General features: G+C 62.9%; 15 protein-coding genes. 5 read left to right on the top strand and 10 right to left on the bottom strand.

The genetic code is table 11. From position 1 onward, the window contains the following. The 10 genes from ABVQ20_RS28540 to ABVQ20_RS28495 form a co-directional block, all read right to left on the bottom strand. Window positions 1–2,208, bottom strand: a 2,208-nt coding sequence (locus ABVQ20_RS28540) for a YadA family autotransporter adhesin (protein WP_435528436.1), incomplete at its 3' end; no start/stop codon positions are given. A gap of 200 nt (window positions 2,209–2,408) precedes the next feature. Further along, the gene (locus tag ABVQ20_RS28535; RefSeq protein WP_354463014.1) at window positions 2,409–2,846 is read right to left on the bottom strand and encodes an AraC family transcriptional regulator; all 438 of its coding nucleotides are present in this window, start codon (window positions 2,844–2,846) and stop codon (window positions 2,409–2,411) included. Window positions 2,847–3,020: 174 nt separating this feature from the next. Next, complete coding sequence (locus ABVQ20_RS28530) at window positions 3,021–3,752, bottom strand: helix-turn-helix domain-containing protein (RefSeq protein WP_435528435.1); 732 nt, start codon at window positions 3,750–3,752, stop codon at window positions 3,021–3,023. A gap of 550 nt (window positions 3,753–4,302) precedes the next feature. Next, window positions 4,303–4,500, bottom strand: coding sequence for a hypothetical protein (locus tag ABVQ20_RS28525; protein WP_354463011.1), 198 nt, complete (start codon window positions 4,498–4,500; stop codon window positions 4,303–4,305). Window positions 4,501–5,326: 826 nt separating this feature from the next. Then, window positions 5,327–5,605, bottom strand: coding sequence for a PhzF family phenazine biosynthesis protein (locus ABVQ20_RS28520; protein WP_354463009.1), 279 nt, complete (start codon window positions 5,603–5,605; stop codon window positions 5,327–5,329). Window positions 5,606–5,828: 223 nt separating this feature from the next. Further along, complete coding sequence (locus ABVQ20_RS28515; RefSeq protein ID WP_354463008.1) at window positions 5,829–7,214, bottom strand: dipeptidase; 1,386 nt, start codon at window positions 7,212–7,214, stop codon at window positions 5,829–5,831. Further along, the gene (locus tag ABVQ20_RS28510; RefSeq protein ID WP_354463006.1) at window positions 7,211–7,969 is read right to left on the bottom strand and encodes an SDR family NAD(P)-dependent oxidoreductase; all 759 of its coding nucleotides are present in this window, start codon (window positions 7,967–7,969) and stop codon (window positions 7,211–7,213) included. The genes ABVQ20_RS28515 and ABVQ20_RS28510 overlap by 4 nt, the downstream gene beginning before the upstream one ends. Continuing rightward, complete coding sequence (locus ABVQ20_RS28505; RefSeq protein WP_354463005.1) at window positions 7,966–9,012, bottom strand: ketopantoate reductase family protein; 1,047 nt, start codon at window positions 9,010–9,012, stop codon at window positions 7,966–7,968. The genes ABVQ20_RS28510 and ABVQ20_RS28505 overlap by 4 nt, the downstream gene beginning before the upstream one ends. Then, window positions 9,009–9,710 (bottom strand): creatininase family protein, encoded by a 702-nt coding sequence (locus ABVQ20_RS28500; RefSeq protein ID WP_354463003.1) that lies wholly within the window; start codon window positions 9,708–9,710, stop codon window positions 9,009–9,011. Before ABVQ20_RS28500 ends, ABVQ20_RS28505 begins: the two co-directional genes overlap by 4 nt. Beyond that, window positions 9,707–10,681, bottom strand: coding sequence for a GntR family transcriptional regulator (locus ABVQ20_RS28495; protein WP_354463002.1), 975 nt, complete (start codon window positions 10,679–10,681; stop codon window positions 9,707–9,709). Before ABVQ20_RS28495 ends, ABVQ20_RS28500 begins: the two co-directional genes overlap by 4 nt. A 189-nt stretch (window positions 10,682–10,870) precedes the next feature. On the opposite strand from ABVQ20_RS28495, the gene ABVQ20_RS28490 reads away from it, so the two are divergent. The 5 genes from ABVQ20_RS28490 (at window position 10,871) to ABVQ20_RS28470 (ending at window position 16,337) form a co-directional block, all read left to right on the top strand. Next, window positions 10,871–12,448, top strand: a complete 1,578-nt coding sequence (locus ABVQ20_RS28490; protein ID WP_354463001.1) for an ABC transporter substrate-binding protein — start codon at window positions 10,871–10,873, stop codon at window positions 12,446–12,448. Window positions 12,449–12,524: 76 nt separating this feature from the next. Further along, window positions 12,525–13,463, top strand: coding sequence for an ABC transporter permease (locus ABVQ20_RS28485; RefSeq protein ID WP_027051459.1), 939 nt, complete (start codon window positions 12,525–12,527; stop codon window positions 13,461–13,463). Further along, window positions 13,460–14,308: an ABC transporter permease gene (locus ABVQ20_RS28480; RefSeq protein ID WP_354463000.1), complete on the top strand. Its 849-nt coding sequence runs from the start codon at window positions 13,460–13,462 to the stop codon at window positions 14,306–14,308. Before ABVQ20_RS28485 ends, ABVQ20_RS28480 begins: the two co-directional genes overlap by 4 nt. Next, on the top strand, window positions 14,305–15,321 hold the full coding sequence (locus ABVQ20_RS28475; protein ID WP_354462998.1) for an ABC transporter ATP-binding protein: 1,017 nt from the start codon (window positions 14,305–14,307) through the stop codon (window positions 15,319–15,321). Before ABVQ20_RS28480 ends, ABVQ20_RS28475 begins: the two co-directional genes overlap by 4 nt. Further along, a complete protein-coding gene (locus tag ABVQ20_RS28470) occupies window positions 15,321–16,337 on the top strand; it encodes an ABC transporter ATP-binding protein (protein ID WP_354462996.1) in 1,017 nt (338 codons plus the stop codon). Before ABVQ20_RS28475 ends, ABVQ20_RS28470 begins: the two co-directional genes overlap by 1 nt. Window positions 16,338–16,351 lie beyond the last annotated feature (14 nt).

The following is a 16,351-nucleotide window of genomic DNA, read 5'->3' as shown; positions in this document are numbered from 1 at the left end:
CGCCTGGTTGGTGGCGAAGAGCTGCGAGCCGTTGATCGCATCCGTCGAGGATCCGCTGATCCGCCCCGCCGCTAAGTTGGTGATGGTGCGCTCGGCGCCGACCGCGCCGATGCTGACCGTCGAGGTCGGGTTGGTGCCCTGGAAGGCATAGGTCGTGCCGTTGATCACAGTGCTGGGCGTCCCAACCGCCGCGGCGGTGACACTGCCCGAGCCAAGCGCGACGGCGCCTGCGTTGCCGGCGGTGGCGTTGGCGCCCAGAGCGAGCGCATCCGAGGCGCTGGCATTCGCTGCTGTGCCGAGAGCGGTCGCTTGAACGTCGGATGCAGCCGCGTTCTGGCCGATCGCCGTGCTGGACGTGGCCGAAGCATTGGCATTGGGCCCAACGGCGGTGCTGTATTGGCCTGAGGCCTTGGCTATGTATCCAAACGCCGCTGCGTTCAGGGCCGATGCAACGGCGCCGTTGCCGAAGGCCGAGGCGCTGATGCCGGAGGCGCTCGCATTGGTACCGGCCGCGATGGCGCTCGTCCCCGTCGCGGTCGCGACAGGTCCGATCGCGACCGAGTCCGTACCCGTCGCCGACGAGTCCGCCAGCGTCGAGTTGGCATGGAAATACTTGATGCCGCCGCCGGTGTTGATGTTGTTCAAGGTCGTGCCGATGGCGTCGACCGCCTGGTTGGTGGCGAAGAGCTGCGAGCCGTTGATCGCATCCGTCGAGGATCCGCTGATCCGCCCCGCCGCTAAGTTGGTGATGGTGCGCTCGGCGCCGACCGCGCCGATGCTGACCGTCGAAGTCGGGTTGGTGCCCTGGAAGGCGTAGGTGGTGCCATTGATCACAGCGCTGGGCGTGCCGACCGCTACGGCGGTCACCGAGCCCGAGCCCAGCGCCACATCGCCGGAGCTCGCCGCCGCGGTGGCGCCATTGCCCAGCGCGACATTGCCCGCAAGGCCGGCGGCCCCCGCGGTGGAGTCATTACCCAGCGCCACGGAACCTTGCCCGATCGCCTTGTTGTTGTTGCCGATGGCGACGGCACCGTTGGCCTGGTTGGCGGCGGTGGCCGTTGCCGTTCCGTCGCTATTTGCGATGTTGTTGGCGCCGCCGGTGAAGGCACCCGTGCCGCTGGCATAGCTCGGATCGCCGATGGAGACAGCGCCGTTGCCGTAGGCGGTGTTGCCGGAGCCGATCGACACCGCCTTGCCGCCGGTCGCCACCGCATTGGTGCCCATGGCGACCGCTTCGGCGGAATCAGCCTTGGCGTTGGTGCCCATGGCGATGGCGTCCACCGCGCTGGCAGTGGCCTGATAACCCATAGCGCTCGCTCTGACCGCGCTGGCATTGGATGACCAGCCCGCGGCGAACGCATAGTTGGCGCTGGCCGTGGAGCTGACACCAACCGCGGTGGAATTCCCTCCCGAGGCGACGGCGAAGGTGCCCAGGGCGCTGGCGCCGGCTGCGGTGGCGTTGGCGTTAACACCGAGTGCGACTGCATTGACATTACTTGCGACCGTACCTGCGCCCAACGCCATGCCGCCGTCGCCAGAGGCCGCCGCACTCCGGCCAAGAGCCACCGAGTATTGTCCCGACGCTTTGGCGAGATAGCCGACCGCCATCGCTTCGAGGTTTGAGGCTGCCGCCCCATTTCCGATCGCCGTGGCCTGATTTGCCGAGGCATTGGCCGACGTACCGAAAGCGCTGGCGCCGGTCCCGGTCGCTGACGCGGTCGTGCCAACGGCGGAGGACCACGCCCCGGTGGCGGTCGCCCCATTGCCAATCGCGGTCGCTTCGAAAGTAAAGCCGACAGGGGCTGTTCCGCTTGCATTGGCGTTGTTGCCTATGGCGATCGGAGAGCCGCCTGTGCCGCTGGCGACGGCCTGAGCGCCGGTCCCTATGCCGACTTGCGACCCGGCACCGCCAGTGGTCGCCCCGCCAAGGTTCACGGTGGCTGCGCCCGCGGCTGAAGTCGCTGCCACAAGGGCGGCGAACGCGACCATCGGCGCCAGAGTCGCCCTGACAGACACGCCGATGCCAAGCATCCCATGCCCCAGCCGGCCTCGCTTGAGGCCAAGCACGCGATGGGCCATGCGCAGCATCGCCATCAGGCGGCGGCGCAGCGAGCGTGAGCCAAGATCGGCGTTCGCGATCCAATGCCCAACGAAATTCACCGCCCGACGCCGAACAAGCGAGCCACTCGAAATGCGATTGTCGGTCATGATCCCTCTCTGGCCGCCAGCCGGCACGAAAATGTCTGACAATTCCAGCTCACGGCAGGAAGACATGATTCCGTCCGGCCGTATTTCAGGAAATTGCTGTCTCGTGAGAAAAGAGTGGCACAACCTGGCAGGAGTTAACGGTTGGTTACTTTAGTTAATGCTTTGATGCGCACCAATTAAACCATACTGAGGCCTGACCATCATTTAACCTTGGAATTTATCTTACTCAATCGCGCCTGCAATGGCGTTACACCCCGGTATTTCTTCATCACGGTAGTAAAATGACTTTGACTTGAGAAACCGCTCAAGTGGGCGATGTCCGCGATCGTAATGCGGCTGTCGGCAAGCATTCCTTCGGCGAAGTCCAGCCGCAGATCGAGAACGTACTGATGCGGCGGTGCCCCGAACGTCCTGGAGAATGCCCGCACGAAGTGATAGGATGAAAGGTTGCAAACTGCGGCCATTTCGGCGAGCGCCAGCTTGCGCGAAAAGTTCTCGTTCAGGAACTCCTGCACCCTGCGCGCACTGCGAACGGACAGCCCACCTTTTACATTCAGCGCCGGCTGTTGCATCGCGGCTTCTGCCTTTGGAGCGAAGCTATCGATTTCCGCGCACTGACTTTCCGTGGACGATCCCACATCCCGCTTCCAAATGCTGGCCCCAAAGCACCAAAGCGCACCCGATGATGTCTCGCGCCGAGGATGGGCACAGTCGTAACGGACGTATTTTGGAAAACTCCGGAACCTTTGTAGGAAATTCCGGTCCTTTGATATCCGGTCGACAGGTGTGGCCACTTTGCCATATCAGCGCTTTCAGGTCTTGACCGAAGCATAGCCGGTCGGCGTTCTTCCCCGGTACTTCTTCATGGTTGCGGCCAGATGGCTCTGATCCGAAAACCCGGCGAGGTAGGCGACTTCGGCAATGGCGAGTTCGCCATCGACGAGCAGCTTTTCCGCGAGGTCCAGGCGCAGATTGATCAGATACCGGTGCGGCGGCATCCCAAACGTGCTGGCGAACCTTGCTATGAAATGATTGGGGGAAACCCCCGCGACCGACGCGAGCTCGGCGACCATCACCTTTCGCACGAAGTTCTCGTCGAGATACTCGCGTACGCGTCGGGCGCCAACGGCAGAGAGCCCGCCCTTGGGCGACACGGCCTGCCTGTTGCGGCTTGTGTAAGTGCGCAGCAGATGAACGCCAAACACCGTGAGCAGCGAGTCCAGATAGAGCTCGTTCGGAGGTAGCTTCCCGGTCAGTTCGGCGGTGATCATCTGGGCTATATTGAGGGCCCTCAGGTCGACGGTGCCGAACGCAGGCGGCTGAAGCTCGGTATCGGCGAGATCGGACTCATGAGCCGCCAACTCCGACAGCGCTTCGGGAGATATGGAAATGACTGCGTTTTCCCTGGTCTGCGACCAGGCGAGGCTGCTGTCGACGCCCGCCGGATTGACGACGAGACACCCGACCGGCGCATCATACTCCGTGATCCTGTCACTGCCGAGCGAGGCTCTCAACTTGCGTGATGGCCTCAGCACAATTCCCACGGAATGTTCCCTGGCCAGGAACGTCTGCGACCCGGGACTGCGCACGGAATAAATGACGCTGCCGCGCGCCGTGGCTCGTCTGGGACCAGCACTTTCTGGAATGATGTCCAAGACGTATCGGGCTAACCGATCGACGCCTCGGGAAACGCCGCCTTCCCGAGCCCCGTCCGCATTTTTCATTCGCGTCGCCTCAGCCGCCTTGCCGTCGCTTGAAATCCCCCTTAGCCCAACCCGAAGGCAACGTAACGCACACGCCTCGGATGGGGAAGAACTTCCACGCGCAAAGAAAAATTCTTATTCGAGAAAAGAAAGAAAAAATAACCAGCAATGAAAGTTAGCGAGCATTCTATTTCCCCGGGATGGCGACTCTTCACCATCCCGAGTTTCGTTCATCGGCTTTGGTACAACCGGTCGCGCGCCCTTTGCGTTATTTATCAAGCGCTAATATAACGGAATGTCCGGCTTCGGCAGATTCATTGCTTGGTTCATTGCCGTCGGGTCGACGGCCAGGTAAGACACGGCGTGGAGCCAGCAGGGTCGCCTCCGGCTGCTAAAGATCACCGCGACGTTTCTCGTACAGATCCCACGTGAGTTCCACAAAGGTCAGAAGAACATCCTCCTGGCTCCACCCGGCTGCGACTGCCGCCTGGACGATATCACGCACGAGAGGCAGCAACTGGCGCCGGCATTCGGCCAAGATGTCAACAGTATCACCGACAGGAGGTCTCTCGAAGTTGAATTCCATCATTCGGCGCGCCCCTCGCCATCAACCAAAGCGTGTATATTGTTAGTTTTATTATTACATACAATAGATCCGCCACCAAACACAGGAATCATTGGAGGCCTACGGTTGCGCTGGACAACGCGAGATCGAACCGTCTTTATGCTGCGCCATGGCCAGAATGGACAAAGTGCGGCATCCTTTTCCATCGTGCTACGCGCTCAAAGCGCCGTCTTGATATTTCTATCTGCCAGGTCGTCGTCGCGAAAAGGCGGAATGTGAGCACTGTGCTATTGCCTCGTGGTGAATGGCGTTCAGCATGCTATAAACTCTAGCCAAGCTTGGATTTGAGGCCAAGGCCACCATCGGGTACGCGGTACTTTGTTGATGTCGCCGTTTGTGAGGGTCGCCCCGTCCATACGGATTTTCTTCTACGCTCAATCGACGGCATGATGTTGCCGGCAGAGCGCAACCAAATCCGCGGCCTCGCGATAGGCAGCTCTCAGCGCCGATCTTGCCAAAAGCTCTCGAGCGGAAATGTCCATGTTAGCCGTCGACCGAAGGTGAGCGTACGGCAGCTTCCGGGAGCTGCCGTTCCCTTACCACACCCATGCACCTCGCCGTCTCGCCCGATCTCGATACCCTGTTCGGAGAGATAACCTCCAGATGCCTCACCGGCGTGTTTGTGCTGCGCGAGGAAGGCCAGCACCGAGCCGTTGCCAGCCGCAGACCGGATCCTCGCTGACCCCCTCGCCGGGCGCAAAGGTACGCACTCTGATGCGCGCCGGTCCCGCATCGCGCTCGACGAAGACGGTCACTCCCGCAGCGCGAAGCACCTTGCATTCATGCTCGATCAGGCCTGATCAGGTTCAAGCGCAGAAATTGTCTCGAAGCGGGCAAGTTCGACGATCAGCCGGTGCACTCCAGTCGACACCACCTGAGGCGGAGTTTCCGCAAGGTCGGTTTCGGCACAACCCAACATTCTGGCGATGGTTTCTCGGGACAGACCCGCCTCACGATAGACCGGGACGCCTTGCGTCATGCGAAACAGGGGGCCCGCATCGCCAGATAGAATCTCGACGGGAACGATGCCCATGGCGCATTCCTGACGCAGAAAGGTCTTTGCCGCCAACTCGGGGCGACGCGCTCGGACCGCATGTCAGGCAGCGATAGTCGGGTGGCCGGCGAAAGGGAGTTCGTTCCTCGAAGATGCGCGCCCGATAGTCCGAAAGCTGACTTTGACTGCGGCAGCACGTCGGCCAATTGGCACCCGCCCGGTGCTCCCGGGGTTTCACCCTGTTGTGAAGGCAACGATTGACGTAATATTCCCTGCTGGAAGTCGGTTTGCCGCGAAATTAATTTGCGCTCATCGACATGCCCAAGCGCTGGAACAGTCGAGCCCACGCGATTTGCCCGATGCGGAAATTCTCCAGCCGGAAGAATTCGTTCGGCGCATGGTAGTCCTCGTCGGAGGTCGAGAACGAGAAGAAGATCGTGCCGACGCCGAGATGCTCCTTGAACACGCTGCCGATCGGGATCGTCGCGCCCATGGCAACCCGCAGCGATTTCGCGCCCATCATCTCGCCGAGCAACGTTTCGGCGATGGCAAGTGCTGGCAGGCCGGGATCGATCGAGAACGCCTTGGTGCCGGGGCCGTGGCGTTTGACATCAATCGAATAGCCTGTCGGCAATTGTGCTTCGAGGTGATGTCGGATCGCCTCGGCAACCTTGCCGGGCTCTTGCCCGGCGACGAGGCGGCACGTGATCTTGGTGCCTGCCGACGAAGGGATGACCGTCTTGGTGCCCGGCCCCGAATAGCCGCCGAATATGCCGTTGAATTCAAGCGTTGGCATCAGCCACTGACGGACCAGAAGGTCGTGGCCGCTGGGCAGCGGATCGGGCGCTGGTGCGCCGATCCCGGCGAAGTAGGCTGCGGTGTCGAACGCGGCAGCGTCGATCGCGTCGAGAATGGCCGGGTCGGCCGGTGTGACGCCGTTCGTGAAGCCCGGCACGGTGACGGCGCCGTCCCTGTCGTGCAGGCTGGCCAGCATGGCGGTGAGCGCGCGGATGGGATTTGGCGCACTGCCGCCGTGGCGGCCGGAATGAAGATCTTTGGCCGCGCCCGTCACCACCACGTCGAGCGCGGCCATGCCGCGGCTCGCCACCGTCATCGACGGCCGGTCGGCGCGCCACATGGCGCCATCTGCGGAGACGACGAGGTCGCAGGCCAGGCGCTGGCGCATTTTTTCGACCAGCGGCGAGAGATGCGGGCTGCCGGATTCCTCCTCGCCCTCGATCAGTATCTTGATGTTGAGCGGCAAGCGCCCGGTGGTCTTCAGGAATGCCTCGACAACCAGAATCGGGATCAGCACCGGGCCTTTGTCGTCCGAAACGCCGCGCCCATAGAGCCGATTGTCGCGGACCGTTGGCTCGAAGGGCAGCGTCGTCCATTTCTCGACCGGATCCGGCGGCTGCACATCGTAGTGGCCGTAGACGAGGATGGTCGGCGCGGCGTCGTCGCCGATGATTTCACCAAACACGGCCGGATGGCCATCTGTCTCGACGATCTCGACGGTTGGGAATCCAGCCCGCGTCAGCCGTTGCGCGACAAAGTTTGCCGCCGAACGGATGCCGTCGCGATAGGCCGGATCGGTGCTGACGCTCGGAATGCGGCAGAACGCCTTCAAGTCTTCCAGGGCCTCGTCGGCGTGGGCGACGAGATAGGCTTCGACGGCGCTCACTTGCCGCCGTCCACGCTGATCACCTGACCGCTGACCCAGCCGGCGAAATCGGAGGCGAAGAACATTACCATCGCCGCGATGTCGTCGGGTGAGCCGAGCCGCTTCATCGCGATATTCTGGAGCAGCTTCTGCTGGCCGTCCTCACCCATCGCCACCCATTGCCGCTCGGTGGTGGGATTGGAGCGCACGAAACCCGGCGCGACGTTGTTGACGGTGATGTTCCACGGGCCGAGTTCATGCGCGAGCTGACGCGTCAGCCCGATCTGGCCAGCCTTGGCGCTGGCATAGGCCTGGATGCCGGTGAGGCTGATACCGAGCCCGGCGCCGCTGGAGATGTTGATGACGCGCCCATAGCGGCGCTTTTTCATGCCGGGCGCCACGGCCTGCGTCATGAAGAAGGTGCCGGAGAGATTGACGTCGAAAATCGTCTGCCAGTCGGCCTGCGAGATCTCCTCCAGCGGTCGCCCGACCTGGCCGCGCACGCCACCAGCGTTGTTGACGAGAATATCCACAGCGCCCGCATCGGCTTCAATCGCGCTGACGACCGCCTGTACAGCGTCGCGGTCGCCAACATCGACGACATGCGAGCGGCAGCGTTCGCCGCAGAGTTGGCGCGTTTCGTCAAGGCCGGCTTCGTTGACATCCAGGATATGAACCGCCGCGCCGCGTTCGGCGAAAGCCTTGGCGATCGCACGCCCAAAGCCGTGTGCGGCTCCGGTGACGATGACGGTGCGCTTGTCGAAGCTGATGTTCATCTGGCGCCTGCCGGAGTGCTTGGCATGGCTTCGGCCAGTTCATCCAGATTGCTGAGAACCAGGCGCCGTTTGCCGTCCTCGATTTCGTGGATGATCTCGACGGTACGCGCCGTCAGCGGCGTCGGCACGCCGAGCTTCTGTCCGATCTCGACGATCGGGAAAATCTGCGCATCAACCTCCGTCTTGCGCTTGCGGATGGCGAGGTCGCGCCAGATGCCGGTGTGCGATTTCGACGACCGACGATTATGCACGACCATCTCGTCAAAGGAGCGGTCGGTGGCGGCGATAGGTGAGCCGGGCGAGAAAGCGCAGGGGTCGAAGCCGTCGAACGCCTCTGCCCTGACGCCATTCGCCTTGGCAACGGCGCCGACTTCCAGCCCTATCGCCGCGAGTACGGGGCGATAGCGCCGGTCGGCAAACACATCGGCGATGGCATCATCGGTCAGCGCGGTGGCGAAGAGCAGCGCGCCGTAGATCATCTTGCCCCAGAGGTAGCCCCAGATGTTGTCGGTAAGCACCGCCTTCGGTTCGAAATCCTGCATCAGCCGGTGAAGCCCTACGATACGCGACGTGCGCTTGCCGTCGAGTTCGCCGATGACCACCGCGCCATGGCCGCTGTAATGGACGACGCCCGGCTCCAGGTAGTCCGCGCCGAAATTGACGAAGCAGCCGATCGTGCGCTGCTCGCCAACGATTTCGGCGATGGTGAGTTCGTTCAGCCCGTTCTGCGCCGAGATCACGCAGCCGCCATCGGCCAGGTGAGGCATCAGCGCCGTGGCGGCAATGCGCGTGTGATGCGCCTTGACGCACAGGAAAATCCGCTCGAAGCGGCCGGTGGCGGCGGCCGGCAGAAAGGCCGGCGCTCTCACCGTATCCTGAAGGATCGGCCCGGCGATGCGCAAGCCATTGGCGTTGATCGCACTGACATGGCTGACGTCAGTATCGACGAAGGCGACGGCATGGCCGGCGCGGGTGAAGGCGGCGCCAAGCGTGCCGCCGATCGCTCCGGCACCCCAGATCAGGATCGGTCCGGTCTCATTCATGACCATGGACCTTCGAGCAGATCGCGCGTCTCCTTGACCGCGATGTCCCAGATCGCCTGCATGTCCTCATCCGGCCGCTCGTAATAACCGCCGAAATTGCCGTCGCCGAGATAGTCGCGAACCGCCTTGGGCGACATCAGCCGCATGCGGGCAAGGTCTATCATCGGCTTCTGCTGCGTCGGCGGTTTCACGCCGGCAAGTCGGGTCCAGGGGAAATTCTCCATCCAGGAGGCGTGCGAGGCGACCGGATCGATCTCCAGCACCTTGCCCATCGTTGCCGGGGCGGCCCACCAATTGTGGAATTTTATCGCGGTATCGGGATTATCGGCCATCCATTCGACCGCCAGGGCGCCGGCCGGCTGATTGCCGCCATGGCCGTTGACGATCAGGATGCGCCGGAACCCTTGCGCTCGCATGCCGTCAAGGATGTCCCTGACGAGGCGTATATAGGTTTCGGTGCGCAGGCTGATCGAACCGGGATAGGCCATGAAATAGGGCGTCAGCCCATAGGCGACGACCGGAAATACCGGAATGCCGAGTGGCTCAGCCGCTTCCATCGCGACGCGCTCGGACAGGATCGAATCGACCGACAACGAGAGCTGCGCGTGTTGCTCCGTGCTGCCGAGCGGAAGGATCGCGCGGTCATCCTTGCCGAGATACTGCTCAACTTGCCGCCAGTTGCATTCGGAAATTCTCACGACGCCTTCCTTTCCTCGTCCGTTGCATTGATCAGCGGCACCAGCACACGCTCGATTTCGGCGGTGTCGGGGGCGTGCCGGTATTCGAACGCGGTGACACGCCCCTGCAATTTCGTCAGGACATCCTCGGCGCCGCTGGCGAACACGACGACATCGGACGCGCCGAGCAGATCCTCCAGATCCGGCGTCTCGAGCGTGGCGCCTGTCAGATGCTCGACATGGGGGGCGAAGCGCTGGACGCCGGCCTTCATGATCGGCAGGAAATCCGGGAACCTGGATATAACAGCGACCCGCGCCAGAGAATCCAGCGCGGCCAGCGCCTTTCGCGTTTCTTCCGAAGGGATGAAACTGATCGACACCACCTTGGTGTTGGTGACCAGCGACATCACTTCGCGCTGGCGATTGACGAAGGTGACGGCGAGATCGGCCGAATTGGCGCGCGCGCGGGCGGCGGGGTCACGTTCAATCGCCGAGATCGTCAGCGGTTCGACGGTCACGCTATTTCCGAGGCGCGCGGCGATGAAGCGCGAATAGCTGGCGGTAGCGTCGGTGAACAGCCCGATCATGACGATCCTGGTCCGGGCACCTATGCTGTCGCGATAGAAGGCGCGCGCGCTGACCAGCGAGACGAGTTCGGCCGGCCGGATCCCCGCAGCGGTTCCGGCGTCAATCAGCGCGTCGATCCGCCTGTGCAGTTCCATCGCCTCCGGACGGGCGGCGAGCCGTGCATGCCCGCTGCTGGTGACGAAGGAGCCGGAACCGGGACGTGTTTCGATCATGCCTGAAGCCTTCAGGTCACCATAGACCTGGCTGACCGTCATTGGGGCCACGCCGATGCGCTCGGCCAGTTCCCTGACCGACGGAAGCAACTCTCCCGGCAGCAATTGGCCGCAGGCGATGCCGTATTCGATCAGGCCCTGCAGTTGCGTGCGCAGCGGCACTGGCAGATCGCGGTCAACCGAGAACTCCATTCAGGTCTGTCCAATCAAGTGTATCATCCACCTATAACGCTTAGTCCGGTCAATCTTGGGTGACAAGCACGTTCTTGCGCCAGAGCGGCGGATTGGATGGGACAATCCCGTTGACAGGATAGGCCACGCATGAAAACGTTATGCCCAACAAGAACACTTGAAAATTCCTCTGGAGATACGGGAGCCGTCATGAACATGCTCGTCAAGGCTGCGCTGAGCGCGGCACTTCTCGTTGGAACCAGCTATAGTGCGCTTGCCGTCGAACGCGGCGGCACGCTGAAATACGGCCGCTATGCGGACAGCCTCTTTCTCGATCCAGTGCTCAATGACGCCAATGTCGACATCTGGGTCCTGTCCAATCTCTACGACACGCTGATCCTGCCCACTGACGATGGCAAGGGCCTGAAGCCGGGCCTGGCGACGGAATGGAAGGTCTCCGACGATGGGCTTTCCGTCACGCTGACACTACGCGACGGCATCAAATTCTCCGACGGATCGCCGATCACCCCAGCGGACGTGCAATGGTCGCTGAAGCGCGCCGCCGACCCGAAGAAAGGCATCTGGAATTTCCTGGTCGGCTCGATCCAGGACGTCACCACCGAAGGCGATCACACCGTCATCATCAAGCTCAAGAACACCGATCCGGCGATCCTCGCCGCGCTCACCGTGTTCAACACCGCGATCCTGCCGATGAAGGCGTTCGAAGCGTCGCAAGGGACGACCGATGAGGAAAAGGCGAAGAGCTTCTCGGCGCATCCGATCAGTTCCGGTCCGTTCGTCCTGCAATCCTGGGACCACGGCCAGTCGATGAAGCTGACCCGTAACGAGAACTATTGGGCGAAGGGTGAAGACGGCAAGCCGTTGCCTTATCTCGACGGCATCGATTTCGAGGTGATCCCCGATGATGCCACGCGCATCCTGAAATTGCAGTCGGGCGAGATCGATGGCGCGGAATTCATCCCCTATGCCCGCGTCGACGAATTGAAGCAGGCCGACGGCATCGACATGAAACTCTACCCGTCGACCCGCGTCGAGTACATCACCATGAACGTGCGCCCGAAGATCGGCGACAAGGACAATCCGCTGTCGAACGAAAAAGTCCGCCAGGCGATGAACTACGCGACAAACAAGGAGGCGATCATCCAGGTGGTGACCCATGGGGTCGGGTCGCAGATGACCTCGTTCATGTCCTCGGCGACGCCGCTGCACAAAGGTGACAAGCCGCTCTATCCCTACGATCTCGACAAGGCCAAGCAGCTGATGAAGGACGCCGGCTTCGAGAACGGCTTCCAAACCAGCCTGCTCGTGCTCGCCGGCAACCAGGACGAGATCGGCATCGCCACGGCGCTGCAGCAGATGTGGGGCCAGATAGGCATCAAGCTCGACCTGCAACAGGTCGACAATCCGAGCCGCACCCAGCAATACCGCGACGGCACGTTCACGATGCGCGAAGCGGCGTGGACCGACGACATCGCCGACCCGAACGAGATCGCTTCGTACTTCGTCTATTCGCCGACCATCGCGGCGCTGCATAGCGGCTGGAAGAGCGACGAGGCCGACAAGCTTTTCGAAGCCTCGCAGAAAGAGATCGTCGCCGCCAAGCGTGCGGATCAGTATGCCAAGATGCAGGACATCTACAACACCAGCGGACCGATCGTCCCGCTCTACCAGACCCCCTATCCGGTCGCGTTGAGCAAGAAGGTGCAAGGCTTCGTGCAGATCCCGCTCGGCAACAATATCTTTGGCGCCGCGTGGCTGGAGAAGTAGGCTAATCGCCTGAGGCGGCGAACGGTGCCCCGTTCGCCGCCATTTCGCTCCAATTCAACAAGGTCTGGATCACCTCTTGCCGCTGTTGGGCTTCATTTTCCGACGAGTTCTGCAAACGATCCCGACCATCGCCTTCATCCTGGTGGTCACCTTCATCCTCGTCCGGCTTTTGCCGGGCGACCCGGCCAGCGCCATGCTCGGGGACCGCGCCATCGACGCCGACGTCCAGCGCATCAATGCCAAGCTCGGGCTCGACCAGCCGATCCCTGTGCAGTTCCTCTACTTCACCAAGGCGGTCTTTACCGGCGATCTCGGCAACTCGATCGGCCTGAAGCTGCCGGTCATCGAACTGATCGCGCACCGTCTCCCCGTCACATTGATGCTTACCGGAATGGCTGCCCTGATCGCGCTGCTGGTGGCGGTGCCGCTGTCCTTCGTCGCGGCGCTCAACCGTGGCGGCGCGCCGGATGCCATCATCCGCGGCACCTTCCAGATCGGCCTGTCGATGCCCGTCTTCTATGTCGGGTTGGTACTGCTGACCGTGTTTGCCGCAAAATTGCGCTGGTTTCCGGTCGGCGGCTATGGCCAGAACTTCCTCGACGATCTCTATCATCTCTTCCTTCCCGCCACGACGCTGGCGCTCAGCCTTTCCGCCGTGCTCATGCGCAATCTGCGCGCCGCCATCATCGGAGTGGTTGGCGCCGACTATGTCGACTTTGCCCGCGCCAAGGGCCTTCGCGCGAGGGTGATCATGACGCGCCATGTCCTGCGCAATGCGCTGATTTCGACAGTGACGCTGTTCGGCCTGTCGATCGGCACGCTGCTCGGCGGCGCGGTCATCACCGAAACGGTGTTCGCGATCCCCGGCGCCGGACGGCTGATGATCGAGGCCATCTACGGCCGCGACTATCCCGTCATCCAGGGACTGACGATCGCGCTGGCGCTGCTCGTGTCGTTCACCTTTCTCCTGACCGACATCGTCCAGGCCTGGCTCGACCCACGGGTGGCCCGATGAGCGCGGGCGCCGCCCCAATCGCCCTGCCGGCGAAACGGCGCCGGGTATTGCCAGCCATGCTGGCCGGCGCGGTCATAGTGCTTGGCGCCAGTCTTGCCATGGCATTCTTTCCAAGTCTCTTCGCCCCCCACGATCCGACCGCCTTCGACTACAACGCCATCATGCAGGGCCCGAGTTGGGCGCACCCTTTCGGCACCGACAATTTCGGCCGCGACATGCTTTCGCGTGTCATCCACGCCTATCGCATCAACATGCAGATCGCGGTGTTCGCGACGACGGGTCCTTTCATCTTCGGCACCATCGTCGGCGCCCTGGTCGGCTATGTGGGTGGCTGGGTGGAGGCGGTGTTCGGCCGCGTCGTCGACGCGGTCATCACCTTCCCGTTCCTCGTGCTGGTCATCGCCATCGTCTCGGTGCTCGGCCCGGGCCTGCGCAACATGTACATCGCCGTCGGCGTCGTCGACTGGGTGTTCTATGCAAGGCTGGTCTCCGCCGAGGTCAGAATCCAGCGCCGGCTCGACTACGCCGATGCGGCACGTGGCATGGGTTACGGCCACACGCGCATCATCTTCCGGCATCTGCTGCCCAACGCGATAACGCCGGCGGTGGTCTATTTGATGACCGACATGGCACTCGCCATCCTGCTCGGCTCCAGCCTCGGCTATCTCGGCCTTGGCGCGCAGCCGCCGGCCGCGGAATGGGGCGTGCTGATCGCCGACGGCAAGAATTTCATGACCACCGCATGGTGGGTGTCGGTTTTTCCCGGCATCGCCATCGTCATCACCGGCCTGGGCTTCAGCCTCGCAGGAGACGCGCTGGCCGATTTGCTGAGGGTCAACCGATGACGGCGCCGTCTCCAGATCGAAAGACGGCCGGCGGTGGACTCAAGGTGCGCGGCCTCACCACCACCTTCGCGACGCCACGAGGCCCGGCCGCCGTCGTCGACGGCATCAATCTCGATGTCGCGCCGGGCGAGATCGTCGGTCTGGTCGGCGAGTCGGGATCGGGCAAGAGCATCACACTGCGCTCGATCGTGCGGCTGGTGCGCGAACCGGGCAAGGTGAGCGGTCAGGTCGAATGGCAGGGCCGCGACCTGATGGCGATGAGCGAGGCGGAGCTTCGCAAGGTGCGCGGCGCCGAGATCGCGATGATTTTTCAAGAGCCGATGACGGCGCTCAACCCCGTGCTGCCGGTCCGCCTGCAGATCGAGGAAAATCTCAGTGCCCACAGCACGCTCGATCGCCGCGCCCGCCGTCAACGCGCGCTGGAACTGATGAACATCGTCGGCATTCCAGCCGCCGAGCGGCGGCTCGACGAATATCCGCACCAGTTCTCTGGCGGCATGCGCCAGCGGGTGATGATCGCGATCGCGCTGGCCAGTTCGCCGAAGCTGCTGCTTGCCGACGAGCCGACAACGGCGCTCGACGTGACCATACAGGACCAGATCCTGAAGCTTATCCTCGACCTGCGCGACCGTTTCGGCATGAGCGTGGTGTTCGTCACCCATGATCTCGGCGTCGTCGCGGCGACCTGCGACCGCATGGCGGTGATGTATGCCGGGCGCATCGTCGAGACCGGCACGGTGGCGCGGGTGTTCGCCGAGCCGCACCATCCCTATACGCGCGGGCTGCTCGGTTCCGTGCCGCGCATCGGCGCCGAGCGCAGCATGCTTTTACCGATCGAGGGCACGCCACCGGGCCTGACCGACTTGCCGGACGGCTGCGCCTTTCATCCACGCTGTTCCTTCGCCACTGACCGCTGCCGCGCCGAGCGTCCGCCGCTCGAAAGCTTCGCCGCCGGCAGAGAGGTCGCCTGCTTCCACCATCGGACAGTGGCCGCGATGGCGGAGGCGGCCTGATGCGGGAAATGCCACTGATCTCCGTCGAAGGCGTCTCCAAGCGGTTTCGCTTTCCCCGCACCGCGTCCGACATACTCACCGGCAGACCACCCGCCGCTGTCCATGCGTTGAACAATGTCGATCTGGACGTGCATCGCGGCGAGACGCTGGGCATCGTTGGCGAATCCGGCTGCGGAAAATCCACGCTGGCGCGTTGTCTCGTGCGGCTCATGGAGCCGGACGAAGGACTGGTGCGTTTCGACGGCCAGGACATCAGTGTACTGCGCCCGGTGGAACGGCGCGCCTTCAACCGCCGCGTCCAGATGATCTTTCAGGATCCCTACTCCTCGCTCAACCCGCGCATGTCGGTGCGACAGGTTCTGTCCGAAGCGCTGAGCGCGCATGCGATGCGGCCAAAGGCCGATATTCCGGCGCGCATCACCGAACTGCTGGGCCTGGTCCGCCTCCCGGCGGACGCAGCCGACCGCTATCCGCATGAGTTCTCCGGCGGCCAGCGTCAGCGCATCGGCATCGCGCGCGCTCTTGCGGTCGAGCCGGAGGTGCTGGTCGCCGACGAGCTCGTCTCCGCGCTGGACGTCTCGGTGCAGGCGCAGGTCATCAACCTTCTGCTGGACCTCCAGGATCGGCTGAAACTTACAATCGTGTTCGTCGCGCATGACCTCAGGCTGGTGCGCCACATTTCACACCGCATCGCGGTCATGTACCTTGGTAAGGTCGTCGAGATCGGGCCAACTGAAGCGCTGTTTGCAGCACCCCGCCACCCCTATTCGAAGGCGCTGCTCGATGCAGCGCCCGAACTAGATCCGGCGCGGCGAACGCGCGTTGCGGCAGCCCGCGGCGAACTTCCCAATCCGCTCAACCTGCCCGCCGGCTGTCTGTTCAACACGCGATGTCCGTTCGCATTCGAGCGTTGCTTTGCCGAACGGCCGCAGCTCTCCAACCAAGGACCGGCTCATTTTTCTGCCTGTCATCTGACTGAGTTCGGCAAGCCGGCGCTCGAAAAAATCACTGCATAATTATGACCGGTTGA

It is taken from the genome of Mesorhizobium shangrilense, assembly GCF_040537815.1.
GTDB classification, from domain to species: domain Bacteria; phylum Pseudomonadota; class Alphaproteobacteria; order Rhizobiales; family Rhizobiaceae; genus Mesorhizobium; species Mesorhizobium shangrilense.
The sequence above is the reverse complement of the archived record's forward strand: the minus strand, read 5'-3'. Positions and strand labels throughout refer to the sequence as shown.